Annotated in this window: 12 protein-coding genes; 11 read left to right on the top strand and 1 reads right to left on the bottom strand. The window is 75.0% G+C overall.

Going from position 1 to position 16827, the window contains the following annotated elements:
* Positions 1-77: 77 nt before the first annotated feature.
* Positions 78-1412: a hypothetical protein gene (locus ACIBPB_RS05760; RefSeq protein ID WP_396838400.1), complete on the bottom strand. Its 1335-nt coding sequence runs from the start codon at positions 1410-1412 to the stop codon at positions 78-80.
* A 159-nt stretch (positions 1413-1571) separates the two neighbouring features.
* On the opposite strand from ACIBPB_RS05760, the gene ACIBPB_RS05765 reads away from it, so the two are divergent.
* The 11 genes from ACIBPB_RS05765 (at position 1572) to ACIBPB_RS05815 (ending at position 16823) form a co-directional block, all read left to right on the top strand.
* Positions 1572-2195 carry a response regulator transcription factor gene (locus ACIBPB_RS05765; RefSeq protein WP_046564307.1) on the top strand — a complete coding sequence of 208 codons (624 nt, stop codon included), beginning with the start codon at positions 1572-1574 and terminating at the stop codon, positions 2193-2195.
* A gap of 115 nt (positions 2196-2310) precedes the next feature.
* Positions 2311-6021, top strand: a complete 3711-nt coding sequence (locus tag ACIBPB_RS05770; protein WP_396838401.1) for a VWA domain-containing protein — start codon at positions 2311-2313, stop codon at positions 6019-6021.
* Between the two features lie 3 nt (positions 6022-6024).
* Entirely contained in the window at positions 6025-6651 is a 627-nt protein-coding gene (locus tag ACIBPB_RS05775; protein ID WP_396838402.1) for a DUF4255 domain-containing protein, read from the top strand.
* A gap of 2 nt (positions 6652-6653) precedes the next feature.
* On the top strand, positions 6654-8675 hold the full coding sequence (locus tag ACIBPB_RS05780) for an AAA family ATPase (RefSeq protein WP_396838403.1): 2022 nt from the start codon (positions 6654-6656) through the stop codon (positions 8673-8675).
* A gap of 117 nt (positions 8676-8792) precedes the next feature.
* Complete coding sequence (locus ACIBPB_RS05785) at positions 8793-9599, top strand: DUF4157 domain-containing protein (protein WP_396838404.1); 807 nt, start codon at positions 8793-8795, stop codon at positions 9597-9599.
* Positions 9600-9672: 73 nt separating this feature from the next.
* The gene (locus ACIBPB_RS05790; protein ID WP_396838405.1) at positions 9673-13539 is read left to right on the top strand and encodes a hypothetical protein; all 3867 of its coding nucleotides are present in this window, start codon (positions 9673-9675) and stop codon (positions 13537-13539) included.
* Complete coding sequence (locus ACIBPB_RS05795; protein ID WP_357313301.1) at positions 13540-14076, top strand: SUKH-4 family immunity protein; 537 nt, start codon at positions 13540-13542, stop codon at positions 14074-14076.
* A 134-nt stretch (positions 14077-14210) separates the two neighbouring features.
* A complete protein-coding gene (locus ACIBPB_RS05800; RefSeq protein WP_357313298.1) occupies positions 14211-15746 on the top strand; it encodes a phage tail sheath subtilisin-like domain-containing protein in 1536 nt (511 codons plus the stop codon).
* Between the two features lie 24 nt (positions 15747-15770).
* A complete protein-coding gene (locus tag ACIBPB_RS05805; RefSeq protein WP_046571933.1) occupies positions 15771-16214 on the top strand; it encodes a phage tail protein in 444 nt (147 codons plus the stop codon).
* A 4-nt stretch (positions 16215-16218) separates the two neighbouring features.
* Positions 16219-16668, top strand: coding sequence for a hypothetical protein (locus ACIBPB_RS05810; RefSeq protein ID WP_357313293.1), 450 nt, complete (start codon positions 16219-16221; stop codon positions 16666-16668).
* Positions 16665-16823, top strand: a complete 159-nt coding sequence (locus ACIBPB_RS05815; RefSeq protein WP_156313290.1) for a DUF6760 family protein — start codon at positions 16665-16667, stop codon at positions 16821-16823. Before ACIBPB_RS05810 ends, ACIBPB_RS05815 begins: the two co-directional genes overlap by 4 nt.
* Positions 16824-16827: the final 4 nt, after the last annotated feature.

The raw sequence follows: 16827 nt of genomic DNA on the forward strand, positions 1-16827 counted from the left end.
GGTACGCGGGATCCGCCCTCGTGACGTTCGGGTCGCGCCGGACGGGGAGGCCCTCGCCCGGCCGCCGGGGCGCCCGGTCAGGTCGCCGGGGCGGCGCTGCGGGTGTAGCCGTTGAGCAGGGCGAAGTCGCGGCACTGGCCGCCGCCGCCCCCGGCGCCGTCCAGGGCCGTGCCGGCGCGCCGGCAGGTCGCCCGCAGGCTGATCACCCGGCCCGCGGGCACCTCGATCGGCGAGACCATGTGGTAGTCCAGGTCGCGGAAGTTGTTCAGGGCCACGGTCAGCACGGTCGTGCCGTCCACCACGAGATCGAGGCGTCCCTCGTCGCCCTGCGGGTTCTGCAGGAAGATGTCGGTGAGCACGAACACCCGCCGGGACGCCACCGTGTAGCGGTCGGTGCGGGAGCTGCCGGTGCCGGTCGTGACCGCGAGTCGCCGGCTGAACGACTCACCGCCGTCCGGGATGGCCGGCACGCCGGCGCGGGCGCTGGGGCTCGGCGAGGGCGGCCGGGCCGGATTGCTCGGCGCGGGCAGCGACGGGCGCGCCCCCGGAGCCACCGCGTCGACCGCCTGCTGAGCCTTGCTGTCCGCCTGCTGGGCGCGGTTGTCGGCGGCACTGGCCTGCTGCGCCACCGGGGCGACCTGCTCCTGGGCGGCCTCCTCGGCCAGCGACTTGACGGTCGGGCGCAACAGCGCGTACCAGAGGCCCGCGCCGAGCAGGGCCAGCACCAGCAACGCCGCCAGCACCCGGGGCAGGCCCCGGGGCAGGACCGGCTCCTGCACGGTCGCGGCGTCCAGCGTGGCCGGCGGCGTCTCGTCGGAGGCGACCCCGACCTGGAACGGGAGGGTGACCGGGTGGCCGCGCCAGAGCAGCCGGCGGGTGCGGGCGCGCACCTGCACGAAGGCGGCCTCGCCGGGGGCCACGGTGAGCTGCGCCGGACGGATCGCGACGGCGAGCCGGTTGTCCGGGTCGCTGCCGGTGAGCGCCAGCCCGAGCGGCACGTTGCCCAGGTTGGCCACGGAGAGCTCGTGCCGGCCGCCGCGCCGGCCCCGGGAGGTGCGGGGCAGGATCTCCGGCGCGAGTTCGGCGAAGGGCAGGACCCGCACGACGCCCTCCGGGACGACCTGCGCGTCCGGGGTCTCGGTCGGGCTCACCCGCACGGCGAACGGACGCTCGCCCGCCACCACCTGCGGGGCACGGGGTGGGTGGAACCGGACGGCGACCGACTCGGTGGCGCCGGGGTAGACCGCGACGGTCGACGGCTCGACCGTGGTCCAGCCGGCCGGCTCGCCGAGCACCTCGATCACGTACGACTCCACGATCGGCCCGGCGTTGCGGATGTCGAGCCGGCAGCTCGCCGCGCTGCCCGGGCTGACCTCGACGAGGTCGGCGTCCAGGTTGGCGTCCGTGGTCATGGCCGCGACTCTAGGAGCGTCCGGCCCGGTTCAATCAGGCGTAGAGGAAGACCTTCGGGCAACCCGGGAGGGCCGTTGAGCCCACGTTGACTGCACGATTGGTGCCGGCGGCGATACTCGGCGCGACATCCGTCCGACCGAGCGCTGCTGGGGGAGCCGATGCGCCGTCTACCGATCCACCTCTACTCCACCGATGTGATCTCCCGGGCCGGCGTGGTCAGCCAGCTCCGGCCCCGCCCGGAGGTGCTGCTGCTCGACGAGTCCGAAGCGGACCAGGCGGCCGTCGCGGTGATCGTCAGCGACAGCATCGATGAGCCGACCCTGCGCACCCTGCGCGCGCTGCGCAGCCGGTCCCGGTCGGCCCTGGTGCTGGTGGTGACGCAGGCCGACGACGCCGGTCTGGTCGCCGCGGTGGAGCACGGGGTGGCCGGGATCGTGCGCCGGTCGGAGGCGAGCGCGGACCGGCTGGTCGCGGTGATCCGGTCCGCCGCGGCCGGCGAGGGCGCCGTGCCGCCGGACCTGCTCGGCCGGTTGTTGCAGCAGGTCGGGGCGTTGCAGCGGGAGGTGCTGGGGCCGCGCGGGTTGACCTTCTCCGGGCTGGCCGAGCGGGAGGTGGAGGTGTTGCGGCTGGTCGCCGACGGGTTCGACACCGCCGAGATCGCCAGCCGGCTGTCCTACTCGCAACGGACCATCAAGAACATCCTGCACGACGTGACGAACCGGCTGCACCTGCGCAACCGCTGCCACGCGGTGGCGTACGCGCTGCGCAACGGCCTGATCTGAGCCGGGCTGCCCGTTCGGGCAGCCCGCGCTGCCCCCAGGCCGGCACCGACCGGCACCACCCCACCGCCGCCCGCCCGCCACGGTGGTGGCGACACGTGTGACCACGGGAGGTGTCGTGCGCTGGGGCAGCCGCCGCTGGGTAGTCGTGGTGCTCGGCCTGCTGGCCGGGCCGGCCGTGGCCGCGGCGCCGGAGCCGCCGGGGCCGCCCGCGCCGGCCCCGCCGCCGGCCGCCGACGCCGGATACCGCCTGGGCTACACCAGCCCCGAACGCCCGACCCTGCTGGTCGCCGGCGGCGGCACCGGCCCGGCCCGGCCGCTGCTCACCGGCGCCGAGCGGGGCGACGCCGAGCAGGACGCCGACGCCCGGGCCGGCCGGCTGGTCTGGGTGGGCCGGCGGGCGGCCGACGGGAGCGCCGACCGGAACGGTGCGCTCTACCTGCGCCGGCCGGGTGCGGCACCGGCCCGGCTGGTCGGCGGGGCGGGCACGGTCGGGCAGCCGGTGCTCTCCCCCGACGGCCGACGGGTCGCCTTCACCAGCGACCGGGCCGGCAACGCCGACATCTGGGTGATCGGTGTCGACGGCACCGGGCTGCGCCGGCTCACCGACCACCCGGCCGAGGACAGCTGGCCGACCTGGTCCCCCGACGGCGGCCGGATCGCGTTCGCCAGCACCCGCGCCGACCTCGCCGGCGACATCTGGGTGGTCCCCGCCGCCGGCGGCGCCCCGGTCCGGATCACCGACGGGCCGGCCGCCGACGGGCAACCCGCCTGGTCACCGGACGGCCGGCGGATCGCCCTCACCACCAACCGGTTCGCCCCGGCCGGCACCCCCGACGTCCGTACCGTGGCCACGGTGGCACCCACCGGCGGGCCGGTGAGCCGCGCGGTGCCCGGCCCCGGCGACGCCGCCGAGCCGGCCTGGTCCGGCGACGGCGCCCGGCTCGCCTTCACCACCACCCGCGACGACCCGGCCGGCGACGTGTACCTGCTCCGGGACGGCCGGGTCACCCCGGTCGCCACCGGACCGCTGCCGCAGCACGACCCGGCCTGGCGCGGCGCCGACCTGCTCTGGACCGGCACCGACGAGGCCGACAGCACCGACGTGTGGAGCGCCGACGCCACCGGCGGCGACCGCCGGGACCACACCGCCCGGCCCGGGCGGAACGAGACCGGGCCGGCGTTCAGCCCGGACGGCACCCGGCTGGCCTACAGCGCCGACCGGGCCGACGGCGGCGCCCGCATCGTGGTGGCCGACGCCACCGGCGCCGACCCGCAGGTGCTCGCCCCGCCGGGCACCGCCGACGGCGACCGCGACACCGATCCGGCCTGGTCCCCGGCGGGCGACGCGATAGCTTTCAGCCGCCAACCGGCCGACAGCGACGAGCCGTCCCGGATCCTGGTCGTCGCGGTCGCCGACGCGCGCCTGCTCGCCGAGGTGCCGATGCCCGGCTACCTGCGCGGCAGCGACGCCGAGCCGGCCTGGTCGCCGGACGGCCGGCAGCTCGCCTTCGCCCGGTACGCCACGACGCGCGACAGCGACCTGGAGACCCCGGTCGTGGACCGGCCGGCGCTGCCGGGGAGCACCTTCACGGTGACCCAGTCGGTGCGTACCCCGGAGATCCCGCCCCGGCCGGACATCGTCTTCCTGGTCGACGACACCGCCTCGATGGCCCAGCCCGGCGAGGGTGGCTCGAGCGTCATCCAGCAGCTCCGGGCCCGGCTGCCCGAGGTGATCGAGAACGTCCGGAGCAGCCAGCCGGAGGCCCGGTTCGGGCTCGCCACGTTCAGCGGGGTCGACGGCGAGGGCGGCCACGACCCGCTGATGTACTTCCCCCGCCAGCCGGTGACCGCCGACGACGCGGCCGTGCGCCGGGCCGTCGACGGGCTCACCGCGCAGAGCCCGTACGGCGTGGAGAACTGGTTCTACGCGCTGCGGCAGCTGGCCCGCAACGACCGGATCGGCTTCCGCCCGGACAGCAGCCGGGTGGTGGTCCTGATCAGCGACACCGACAGCGTGGACAAGACCGTGCCGCCGCCCGAGGAGGGCAGCATCGCCGAGGCCGACCTGACCCGGGAGTTGCAGGCCGCCGGCATCGCGCTGATCGGCGTACCGATCGTCGGGGCCGACTTCGAGCGCGGCCTGAACTACGACGGGGCGGCCGGGCGGATCACCGCGGCCACCGGCGGCCGGCTCACCGACGACAGCGACCCGGGCGGGATGATCGACGCGGTGCAGCGCGCCATCCGCGAGCTCACGGTCACCGTCCGGCCGGCCGCCACCTGCGCGGACGGGCTCTCCGTCGGGTTCGACCCGGATCCCGCGCGGGTCCCCGCCGGGCAGCCGGCGGTCTTCCGGGAGACCGTCACGCTCGCACCGGGCGCGGTCCCCGGCACCGTGCTGCGCTGCACCGTGCGCTTCGACCTCGACCCGCCGGAGGCCGGCGCGGACGCGGTGCAGGAGCTGGTGGTGCGGGTGGTCCCACCCGGCCTGCCGCTGGTCCGCGTCGACGACGTACGGGTGGCGCCGGCCGGACCGGACGGCGCCCGGGTGAGCTACCAGGCCTCGGCCGTGGACGCCACCGGCCGGCCGTTGCCGGTGCGCTGCGTGCCGGCCTCCGGATCCCTGTTCCCGGTCGGGCAGACCGTGGTGACCTGCACGGCGACCGACGGCGCCGGCCGGACCGGGTCCGACACGGCGCTGGTCGTGGTCGCCGAGCCGGCGACCCAGGGCAGCCGGATCTGGCTGGCCGGCCTCGACGCCGGTCCCGGCGGCACGCTGACCGTCACCGACCAGCGGGACCTCAGCGCGCGGGTGGGTCCGGCCTGCCCGAGCCGCTCGGCGGACCGGGCTCCGGCCTGGTCGCCCGACGGCGCCGCGGTCGCCTTCGCCGACAGCGCCTTCGACCTGTGCGTGGTGACGCCGGAGGGCGCCGACGCGCGGCATCCGCTCGCCGCCGCGGACCGGGCCGGCCGTACGGTGGCGGACCCGGCCTGGTCACCGGACGGGCGGCGGATCGCGGTGGCGCTGAGCCGCCCCGAGTCGCCCGGTCTGCGGGCCGCCGAGCCGACCGACATCGTGGTGCTGCCCGGGCGCGGCGGCCCGGCCACCCCGGTGATCCGCGCGGTGGGCAGCCAACCGGCCTTCCAGCGGCTGCCGGTGCCCGACCTGAGCCTCGCGGTCTCCGTCGGCGGCCTGCCCGGCTACCTCGGCGGCGACCCGCTGCCGGTCACCTTCACGGTGCGCAACGCCACCCGGCTGCCGGCCGACAACGTCTGGCTGGACGTCGCCCCGCCGGCCCCGCTGCTGCCCCTGACCACCGCCGACCCGCGGTGCGACGCCGGCCTCCGGCTCTGCCGGCTCGGCACGCTCGGTCCCGGCGCCCAGCAGGTGGTCACCGTGCTGCTGCCGGCCCGGGCGGCGGTCACCGCCACGGTCACCGGGCGGCTCACCGCCACCGTCCGGCAGGTGCCGGCCAGCCGGGTCGCGCAGGCGCCGGTCCGGGTGCTGGCGCCCCGGGTCCGGCTCGACCCGGCGATCGGCCCGCCCGGCTTCGTCACCACCGCGATCGGCGCCGACTTCCCGCCCGGCGCACGGGTGCGGCTGAGCTGGACGCCGGGCATCACCACCACCCCGGACACGGTGACCGTCGGCGCGGACGGCAGCTTCCGTACCCCGGTGCTGGTGTTGCGCAAGGACACCCTCGGCCTGCGGGACCTGACCGCCGGCCGGGTCGCGGGCCGGCCCTTCGCCCCGGTACGCGCGCCCGAGCCCTTCCTGGTGGTGCCGCGCGACCTCGGCCCGCCGGTCTTCAGCGGCCGGGGGTGACCGGTGATCCACGAGATCGACGACGCGCTGCGCCGGCTGGTCCGCGAGGAGGCGCTGCCGAGCTCCAGCGTGGACATCGTGCTGGAGGCGCCGACGAAGGAGTGGGCGGCCCGGCGCAACGCGCCCACCGTCAACCTCTACCTCTACGACATCCGCGAGGACCTGCGCCGCCGCTCGCGCGGCCTGATCAACGAGTACGACGAGCGCGGCCAGGTGGTCCGGCGGATCGCCCCGCCCCGGTACATCAAACTCTCCTACCTGGTCACCGCCTGGACGCAGCGACCGGAGGACGAGCACCGGCTGCTCTCCGCGCTGCTGCTGTGCTTCCTGCGCTTCGACGCCGTACCGCCGACCGTGCTGACCGGCTCGGTGGCCACGACCGGGATGCCGGTGCCGATGACGGTCGCGCTGCCGCCGCCGGAGGACCGTGCCTTCGCCGACGTCTGGACGGCGCTGGGCGGCGAGCTGAAACCCTCCCTGGACCTGGTGGTCAGCACGCCCGTGGACAGCGGCCGGGAGGTGCCGGTCGGGCCGCCGGCCCGCGAGGGCGTGGTGGCCGACGTCGCGGACCGGACCATCGACGGCACCGGCGACCGGGTGCGGCACCGCCCGGCCCGCGCCGGCGGCTGACCGTGGCCGGCCACGCGGCGGCGCTGCTGCGCCGGCTGCAACACCTGGAGCGGGCGGTACGCGCCGCGGTGGCCCGCCGCCGGGAGAGCGATCCGCAGCCGGACGACCCGTTCCGTGGGCTCTACCTCTCCGACGAGGCGGTGGACGCGGCGCTGGCCGCGGCCCGCGACCCGTTCGAGCCGTGGCCGGCCGGCGACCGGACGGCGGCGCCGGGGGACGACCGGCTGGCCGCGCTGGCCGCCGCGGCCGGGCTCACCCCGCTGGACGAGGCGCTGCTGCTGGTGGCGCTCGCGCCCGACGTGGACAGCCGGTTCGAGCAGTTCTACGGCTACCTCAACGACGACGTGACCCGCCGCCGCCCCTCGGTCGGGCTGGCGCTGCGGCTGTGCGGGCTGCCCGAGTCGGCCGCGCCGGCCCGGCTCCGGCTCGCCGCCGGCGCGCCGCTGGTCGACCTGGCGCTGCTGCGGGTGGACTCCCCCGACCGGCCGGTGCTCAGCCGCGGGCTGTGGGTGCCGGACCGGGTGGGCGGCTGGCTGCTCGGCGCGGACGCCCCCGAGCCCCTGCTGGTCGGCCTGGCCGAACCGGCCACCCCGGCCGGTCCGCTCCCGCCCGGCGCGGCGCCGCTCGGCCGGGCGCTGGACCGGGCCGGGGCCCGCCTGGCGTACCTGCGGGAGCGGCCGGGCGGCAGCGCGACCGCGCTGGCGGTGGCCGCCCTCGACGGTGCCGGGCATCGGGCGATCGTCGTGGACCTGCCCCGGTTGGCCGCCGACCCGCAGCCGGCGGAGCTGGCCACCGCCCTGGTCCGGGAGGCCGTGCTCACCGGGGCGGGTCTGGTGGTGGGGCCGGTGCAGGGCGACGAGCCGTGGGCGGTCTGGTCCCGGCTGACCGCGGCCGGCGCGCCGGTGCTGGCGTACGGGGCGCAGCCGTGGGACCCGGCCTGGACGGCGCTGGCGCCGTTGCAGGTGGAGGTGGCGCCGTTGACCGCCGACGAGCGGGCCGCGGTGTGGCGGGCCGCCCTGCCCGACGGGCTGGCCGACGGGCTGGACCCGGCCGGCGCCACCGCGCAGTTCGTGCTGGGCGCCCCGGCGATCCGGCGGGCCGCCACGGTGGCGGTGCAGCTCGCCACGGCGGCCGGCGAACCGGTCGGCGAGGCGCACCTGCGCGCCGGGGCGCGTACCCAGAACGCGGCCGGTCTGGAACGGCTGGCCCGGCGGATCGTCCCGGAGGTCGGTTGGGCGGACCTGGTGCTGCCGGCCCCGACGCTGTCGCTGCTGCGTGAGCTGGCGGGGCGGGCCCGGCACCGGGACCGGGTGCTGCGCGAGTGGCGGATGCGCCCCGGCGGCGGGCGCGGGCACGGGGTGACCGCGCTGTTCGCCGGGGATTCCGGCACCGGCAAGACCATGTCGGCCGAGGTGGTGGCCGCCAGCCTGGGGCTGGACCTGTACACGGTGAACCTGGCCACCGTGGTGGACAAGTACGTCGGGGAGACCGAGAAGAACCTGGAGCGGATCTTCGCCGAGGCGGCCGGGGTGAACGGCGTGCTGCTCTTCGACGAGGCCGACGCGATCTTCGGCAAGCGCTCCGAGGTGCGCGACGCGCACGACCGGTACGCCAACATCGAGAGCGCGTACCTGTTGCAGCGGATGGAGACCTTCGACGGGTTGGCGGTGCTCGCCACCAACCTGCGGGCCAACCTCGACGAGGCGTTCACCCGGCGGCTGGACGTGGTGGTGGACTTCCCGGTGCCCGACGAGGCGGCCCGGCGGGCGCTCTGGGACCGCTGCCTGGGCGAGCGGGCGCCGCGCGCCCCCGACCTGGACCTGGACTTCCTGGCCGGCGCGTTCGAGCTGGCCGGCGGGCACATCCGGTCGGCGGCGGTGACCGCCGGTTATCTGGCCGCCGGGGCCGGGCGGCCGGTCGGGATGGCGGAGCTGATCGGCGCGGTCGGGCGGGAGTACCGCAAGCTCGGCCGGCTGACCCTGGAGAGCGAGTTCGGCCGGTGGCTCCCGCTCGCCGTGGGCTGAGCCGTCCCGGTGCCCTTTCGGGCAACCGGCGTTGCCCTCACGGCGGGTCGGCCGGCGCTGGCCGGTCGGGCGAGCGGGGTGCACGGTCGAAGCAGGCCCGGCCCGAGGGGGTAGACCATGCGCGGACACCGTGAGTTCGACTCCGAGGGGGCGGTACGCCCGGCCGGTGACCGGCCGACCGGTCCCGAGCGGGACAGCGAGTCCCTGATGTACGCGGCCGCCGCGGCCGGCCGCCCCGACGTGCTCGGCGCACCCGGCCTGCTCGGCCTGCAGCGGGCCGTCGGCAACCAGGCCGTCGGTGAGCTGCTGGAGCCGGCCGCGCCGCGCTCACCCGTGCACGACGTGGTCACCTCCGGCGGCGGCACGCCGCTGGCCCCCGAGGTCCGGGCGGACATGGAGGCCCGCTTCGGCGGGCAGGACTTCGGCGACGTCCGGGTGCACACCGACCAGGCCGCGCACGACTCGGCGCGCGCGGTCAACGCGCAGGCCTACACGGTGGGCTCCAACATCGTCTTCCAGCGCGGCGGCTACGACCCGGCCTCCCCGGCCGGGCAGCACGTGCTCGCCCACGAGCTGACGCACGTGGTGCAGCAGCGCAGCGGCCCGGTGGACGGCACCGACACCGGCGGCGGGGTGAAGGTCAGTGACCCGTCCGACCGGTTCGAGCGGGAGGCGGTCGCCACCGCCGACCGGCTGATGTCCGCTCCGCCCACGGCCGCCCCGGCAGCGGCGGCCAGCCCGGCCACGGCCGCCCCGGCCGCCGCCGCGCCGGCGCCGGCCGTGCAGCGCGCGGTCGACCACGACGGGCCCGACCACCCGCCGGTGCAGCGCGCCGAGGAGATGTCCGAGGAGGACGAGTCGGCCCAGACGTACGTGCAGCGGCAGGAGGCCGGCGGGGAGGAAGAGGAGACCGCCGAGCAGTAGCGGCCGACCAGCGACCTGGGCGTCGGCGAATCGTTGGGCCACTGGTGGACCCGCCCCGACCGGGAGGTGTGAGGTGAAGGCACCGGCCGAGGAGCGGGGCGGGACCCCGCACCGCGCGGCGCCCGCCCCGCCACGCGCGGCCGCCGACGCCGAAGCCGCCACCGGCGTACGCGAGCCGGCCGAGCGACCACTGAGCCGCGCCGCCGTGCAGCGGTTGCAGGCGGGGGCCGGCAACCGGGCCGTGGCGGCGCTGGTCGCCCAGCGGCGCGCCGCCGCCCCGCGTACCCCCGCCGCGAAGCGGCCCGCGTCCGGCGCCGGCCGCGCCGCCGCCGGGTCCGTGCAGCGCTCCGCCGTCCCGACCGTCGCGGCGAGCGGGCCGACCAGCGCCGGCCCCACCTCCGCGCCGGTCACCGTCCCCGCCGGACCGGACCTGTACGGCCCGTCGGCCCCCGTGCAGCGGCTGGCCACCGAGACCGACCCGACCCTGGCCGCCGGACCGGCGCTCGGCGGACCGACGGCCCCGGCGCAGCGGGTCGCCACCGAAACCGGCCCGGCGCCGGTGCAGCGGCTGGCCACGGACGCCGGCGCGGTGCAGCGGCCGGGGCCGGCGGCGGATCCGAAGTTCGCGGCGCTGAAGGCCGACGTGCGGGGCAAGCAGAAGCTGCTCGCCGCCCACCCGCCGGCCCGATCGGAGGCGGCGAAGGCGCAGGGCGCGGCGAAGCCCCCGCAGGACGACAGGGAGGCCCAGGGCAAGGCGGCCAACGCGGAGAAGATGAACGCCGCGAAGCCGGGCGAGTTCGACAAGGCGGCCTTCGTCCGGGCGGTCAACGAGGCCATCGCGGCCCAGGCGCCGAAGAACCTCGACGAGGCCGACAAGTTCGGCGGGTCGGGGAAGGCCGAGGCGGTCAAGGGGCAGGTGCAGGGCCAGGTCACCGACGGCAAGAAGGCGTCGGCCGGTCCCATCGAGACCACCACCAAGGCGCCCCCGGACACCTCGAAGGCGGTCGAGAAGCCGGTCACCCCGCTGACCGCCGACAAGCCGCCCGGCACGCCCGGCACGCCGGACCCGGCGAAGGCCGTACCGGACAAGGCGCCGCCGGAGGCGACGGACTTCTCGGCCGGGCCGAAGCAGGTCGACCAGCAGATGGCCGACGCCCAGGTCACGGAGGAGCAGCTGGCCCGCTCGAACGAGCCGGAGTTCACCGGGGCGCTGAAGGAGAAGAGCGCGGTCGAACAGCACGCCGCGACCGCGCCGGGGCAGGTACGCGCCGCCGAGGCGCAGACGCTGAACGGGGCGAAGGCGGCGGCCGGCGCGGCCGGCGCGGCCGCGATGACCGCGCTCGCCTCCCAGCGCGGGAAGGCGGGACAGTCCGTCGGGGCGGGCAAGGAGCAGGCGAAGTCCGCCGACGAGGCCCGGCGGGCCGCGGTGACGGCCACCCTGCAGAAGGTCTTCGACGCCACGAAGAAAGACGTCGAGGACATCCTCTCCGGCCTGGACAAGAAGGTCGACGAGAAGTTCACCGCGGGCGAGAAGGCGGCGCGGGACGCGTTCACCGCCGAGCACCAGCGGCGGATGGACGAGTACAAGGACAAGCGGTACTCCGGCCTGCTGGGCAAGGGCCGGTGGCTGAAGGACAAGTTCGCCGGCCTGCCCGAGGAGGCCAACCAGATCTTCGTCACCGCCCGCAAGGGCTACGTCGACCGGATGCAGCAGGTGATCTCCGGCGTCGCGGACCTGATCGGGGCGGAGCTGACCCGGGCCAAGCAGCGCATCGCGGCCGGCCGGCAGCAGTTGCAGGCCGAGGTGAAGAAGCTCCCGGCCGACCTGCGGGCGATCGGTCAGGAGGCGGCCGGGGAGTTCGCTGGCAAGTTCGACGATCTCACCGAATCGGTGAACAACAAGGGCACCGAGCTGGTGCAGACCCTCGCCACGAAGTACAACGAGGCGCTCTCCGCGGTCGACGAGGAGATCGCCGCCGAGAAGGAGAAGAACAAGGGCCTGGTCGCCAAGGCGGTCGACGCCGTGGCCGGAGTGATCAAGACGATCCTCCAGCTCAAGGACATGCTGCTGGGCGTGCTGGCCAAGGCCGCCCAGGCGGTCATGGCCATCATCAAGGATCCGATCGGGTTCCTCGGCAACCTGGTCAGCGCCGTCGGTGCGGGCCTGCGTGGGTTCCTGGCCAACATCGGCGAGCACCTGAAGAAGGGCCTGGTCGGTTGGCTCACCGGCGCGATGTCCGGGGCCGGGCTGGAACTGCCCGCGAAGTTCGACCTGCGCGGCATCGTCATGATGATCGGCTCGCTGCTCGGCCTCACCTGGGCCACCATCCGCGGCCGGATCGTGCAGAAGGGCGTGCCCGAGCCGGCGATGGGTGCCGTCGAGCAGTCCGTGCCGCTGGTGCAGAAGGTGCAGGCGCAGGGCCTCGGCGGGCTGTGGGAGGAGATCCAGGAGAAGGTCGGCGACCTCAAGGCCAACCTCTTCTCGAAAATCAGCGAGTACTTGATCCCGACCATCCTGATGGCCGGCATCACCTGGATCATCTCGCTGCTCAACCCGGCGTCCGCGTTCGTCCGCGCGGTCAAAATGATCATCGACTTCGTCTCGTTCATCGTCAACCAGGGCGCGCAGATCCTCGAGTTCGTCAACTCCGTCCTCGACGCGATCGTCGCGATCGCCGGTGGCGGCGCGGGCGGGGTGCCGGCGCTGATCGAGAAGGCGCTGGCCCGCTCGGTGCCGGTGCTGATCGGGGCGCTCGCGGCGATCCTCGGCATCGGCGGGATCGCCGAGAAGGTCAAGAAGTTCTTCCAGGCGCTCAGCCGGCCGGTGATGAAGGCCGTCGACTGGGTGGTCGGGAAGATCGTCGGGCTGGGCAAGAAGCTCTGGGCGAAGCTGCGCGCCCGCCGGGGTGGCCGGGCGGCCGGGGGTGAGCCGACCACCGCGCGGGAGAAGGAACGCGTCGCGCGGCAGGCCGCCGACGACGGGTACCGGGCGATCACCCAGGTGCCGGTCAGCCAGGTCCCGGGCGCCCTCGACGCGGTCTACACCCGGTGGCAGGGCCGAGGGGTCAAGCGGCTCGAGGTGGTGCCGCTGGGCAACCACGAGTTCACCGTCGAGGCCAGCGTCAACCCGACCACCCGGTCGCAGAAGAAGGCGTCGGTGGACGTCCCGGTGCCGCCGGAGGAACTGCGGGTGGAGCAGGTGACCGCGACGAGCTTCGCCTCCAGCACCACCGCGGCCAGCGGCAGCTTCAGCGCCGACTCCCCCGCCGAACTCACCGCGATCCTGAGCAGCGGCGCCAGCCAGCGGGAACTGGCGCTCACCGACAGCCAGCAGGGCGCGCACGCCGAGGAGCAGGTGGCCAACCACTTCCACGGCAGCTGGGAGCGGCGGCGCAACGAGATCGTCGCCGCCCTGGCGGCCCGCCGGCGGCGGACCGACATCCCGCTCTTCGAACACGTCCGCATGCTGATGAACGTCAGCAAGAGCAGCTGCATCAACTGCGCCAGCTACATCGCCCGGTTCACCCGGGAGCTGCGCGGGTCGGCCTCCTCGGTGCGGGTGGCGATGAAGTTCGCCTCGCTCTACAAGGGCGCCCAGGAGGTGCCCAAGTCGAACATGGACGACCACGGCGAGCTGATCCGGCTCTTCGTGGAGCAGGGACAGCTCAAGGGCACCAACCGGCTCGGTCGGCTGTGGGGGCGGATGTCGGTCTTCGGCAACCGGTCGGAACGGGTCACCGAGGTGTCCGGCACGTACAACGCGGGCAAGGCCGGCGTCGCGATCCTGCGCGACGCGGGCATCGAGGTGGACGTGCTCGACGAGGACGACGTCCGGGGCCGGGGGACCGCCGAGCAGCGCACCATCCTGGAACGCCGCAACACCCGGCTCAAGGCGGCGCTCGACGAGGTCGACGAGAAGCTGAAGGTGAGGAAGGGCTAGGTGTTGAAGCGCCGCGAGTTGGAGAGCTGGTTCCCCGACGACGAGATCGTGACCGTCCCGGAGGACGTGGTACCCGCCGGGATCACCGACCCGGACACCCGGCGGACGCTCAGCGAGGTGGGCATCCCCGAGTCGTTCCTGGAGGTGCTGGAGATCGACTTCGACCTGCCGGAACGGATCCGGACGGTCGGCCAGGTCTACCGGGCCCTCGAGGAGCCGGTCCCCGACGGCGTCGACGACCTCTACCTGCTGGGCAACGCCGGCCAGGCCATGCTGGCCGTGGACGGGCGGACCGGCGCGGTGCGGCAGGTGCACCGCTCCTTCGGCTCCCGCCCCATGGCGAGCAGCCTCGAGGCGTTCGTCCGGCTGCTGGCCGCGGTGGCCGGCGAGGTCCGTCGCCGCAGCCGCCGCGAGCTGGCCGACCGGCTGCCGGACAAGCTGCCCGGCTGGCTGCGCGAGCTGGACCCGCCGTCCGCGCCGGCGGCGGAGCCGGCCTGGTCGGCCTTCCTCGCCGACGTGGCCGCCAACGCCGAGTGACCCGGGTGCCCACCCCGGCACCGGCGCTGCCCCTACGGGCAGGCAACCCTTCCCGATCACGCGTCCGCCCGGACGTGTGACCGGGCCCGGGTACGCGGGACGCTCGTCTCGACCCTGAGGGACGAGGAGGCGTGATGCCCAACTACCTGGCGCCGGGCGTGTACGTCGAGGAGGTGGAGTCCGGCTCCCGCCCGATCGAGGGCGTCGGCACGGCGGTCGCCGCCTTCGTCGGCTTCGCCGCGCAGGGGCCGTTCAACACCCCGACGCTGGTGACCAACTGGAGCCAGTATTCGCAGATCTTCGGCGAGTTCGCCCCGGACTGCTACCTGGGCCACGCCGTCTACGGATACTTCATGCAGGGCGGCGGCGCGGCGTACATCGTGCGGGTCGGCGGCGACCGGGCCAGCGACGAGGCACTGCCGCCGGCACCCGAGCCGACCGCGATCCTGGGCACCTACCGGGTGGTCGCCCGCGCGCTGCCCGAGGGCACCCCCGAGGACCTGACCGTCGAGGTCGCCGATCCACCGGAGGGTGCCGGCGACGACCGGTTCAACCTGGTGGTCAAGCGGGGCGGGCAGGTCGTCGAGACGTTCGAGTCGGTGACCACCAAGCGCGGCAAGGAGAACGTGGTCGCCGTGGTCCGGGAACGGTCCAAGCTGATCACCATCGAGGAGGCGGCGCCGACCGGGCAGCTCGCCCGGCCGCGCGGCGGCGAGGTCGCGCTGAGCGCCGCCCCGCCCACCGTGAGCGCGCCGGAGAACGTCTCCGCCGACGAGTACGTCGGCGACGCGGCGGAGCGCACCGGCTTCGGCGGCCTGGAGGCGGTCGACGAGGTGACCATGGTCGCGGTGCCCGACCTGATGGGTGCCTACCAGCGCGGCGCGATCGACCTCGAGTCGGTGAAGGCGGTGCAGTCCGCGATGATCGCCCACTGCGAGCTGATGGGTGACCGGATGGCCGTCCTGGACCCGCCGCCCGGCCTGTCGCCGCAGCAGGTCAAGGAGTGGCGCACCGACCAGGCCGGGTACGACTCGAAGTACGCCACCCTCTACTACCCGTGGATCAAGGTGTTCGACCCGGTGACCGGCACCAACCGGTTCATGCCGCCGTCGGGGCACCTGGCCGGGGTCTGGGCGCGCAACGACGGCACGCGGGGCGTGCACAAGGCCCCCGCCAACGAGGTGATCCGGGGCGCGGTGGCGCTGGAGACCCAGCTGACGCGCACCGAGCAGGAGCTGCTCAACCCGCTCGGGATCAACTGCATCCGGGCCTTCCCGGGCCGGGGCATCCTGGTCTGGGGCGCGCGCACCCTCTCCTCCGACCCGGCCTGGCGCTACCTGAACGTCCGGCGGCTCTTCAACTACCTGGAGGAGTCGATCCTCAACGGCACCCAGTGGGTGGTCTTCGAGCCCAACGACGACATGCTCTGGGCACGCATCCGGCGCACCATCAGCGCGTTCCTGGTCAACGAGTGGCGGCGGGGGGCGCTGTTCGGGCTCACCCCGGACGAGGCGTTCTTCGTCAAGTGCGACCGGGAGACCAATCCCGCCGAGAGCATCGACGCCGGCCAGGTGGTGTGCCAGATCGGCGTGGCGCCGGTCAAGCCCGCCGAGTTCGTGATCTTCCAGCTGGCCCAGATGTCCGGTGGCACCAGCCTGGTCAACGAGTAGTCCCCGTAGCGTGAGGAGGCAGTCGTGCCGCTCCCCGATTTCGACTCCGCCGTCGGCCACTCGTTCGGCCTGGAGGTGGACAGCATCGTCATCCGGCAGATCACCGAGGTGACCGGCCTGAAGATGGAGCAGGACGTCATCGAGTACAAGTCGAACACCGCCGACGGCAAGTTCGTGGTGCGCAAGGCGCCCGGCGCGCCGAAGGCCGGCGAGGTCACCCTCACCCGGGGTCTGACCTCCGACAACAGCTTCGAGAAGTGGATCAAGGACTGCCGGTTCGGCAAGATGGGCGACGCCCGCAAGGGTGGCGCGATCATCGTCTTCGACTACGAGGGCATGCCGATCAAGCGGTACAAGCTCACCAACGCGTGGGCGAAGAGCCTGGAGATCAGCTCGCTCAAGGCCGGCGACACCAGCGTGCTCACCGAGAAGCTCGTGGTGACGTACGAGGCGATGGAGGTCGAGTAGTCCGATGCGCCGCACCTCGTCCCTCGTCCCGCCGCCCGGCCCGGAGCAGGCCGAGGCACCGGCCGTCGCCCCACGGCGCGAGACGCTGCGTACGGAGTTCCCGTTCGAGCTGCCCCGCGGATACGTCGACGGGGCCGGCACGGTGCACCGGGACGGGGTGATGCGGCTGGCCACGGCCCGGGACGAGCTGGTGCCGCTGCGCGACGACCGGGTACGCGAGAACCCGCCGTACCTGACCGTGGTGCTGCTCAGCCGGGTGATCACCCGGATCGGCACGGTGGTGGACGTGCATCCCGGCGTGGTGGAGGACCTGTTCGCCTCCGACCTGGCGTTCCTGCAGGACATGTACCGGCGGATCAACAGCGAGGGCCACACCCGGGCCAGCGTGGTCTGTCCCGAGTGCCGGCACCGGTTCGCGGTCGACCTCGCCGGTGGTCGCCTGGGGGAATCGTGACGTACGCGGCCGACCGCATCTACGCCGAGGTCGCGTACGTCGCCTACCACCTCCACTGGTCACTCGAGGAGATCCTCGACCTGGAACACGGCGAACGGCTGCGGTACGTGGCCGAGATCGCCAGCATCAACACCCGGATCAGTCAGGGACGGTGACCCG

Source organism: Micromonospora sp. NPDC049836 (assembly GCF_044465125.1).
Classification (GTDB): domain Bacteria; phylum Actinomycetota; class Actinomycetes; order Mycobacteriales; family Micromonosporaceae; genus Micromonospora.

Bases quoted from the DNA above. Each gene is read 5' to 3' on its own strand.
- ACIBPB_RS05810 (WP_357313293.1), top strand. From the start codon at position 16,219: ATGCGCCGCACCTCGTCCCTCGTCCCGCCGCCCGGCCCGGAGCAGGCC.
- ACIBPB_RS05800 (WP_357313298.1), top strand. From the start codon at position 14,211: ATGCCCAACTACCTGGCGCCGGGCGTGTACGTCGAGGAGGTGGAGTCC.
- ACIBPB_RS05765 (WP_046564307.1), top strand. From the start codon at position 1,572: ATGCGCCGTCTACCGATCCACCTCTACTCCACCGATGTGATCTCCCGG.
- ACIBPB_RS05785 (WP_396838404.1), top strand. From the start codon at position 8,793: ATGCGCGGACACCGTGAGTTCGACTCCGAGGGGGCGGTACGCCCGGCC.
- ACIBPB_RS05760 (WP_396838400.1), bottom strand. From the start codon at position 1,412: ATGACCACGGACGCCAACCTGGACGCCGACCTCGTCGAGGTCAGCCCG.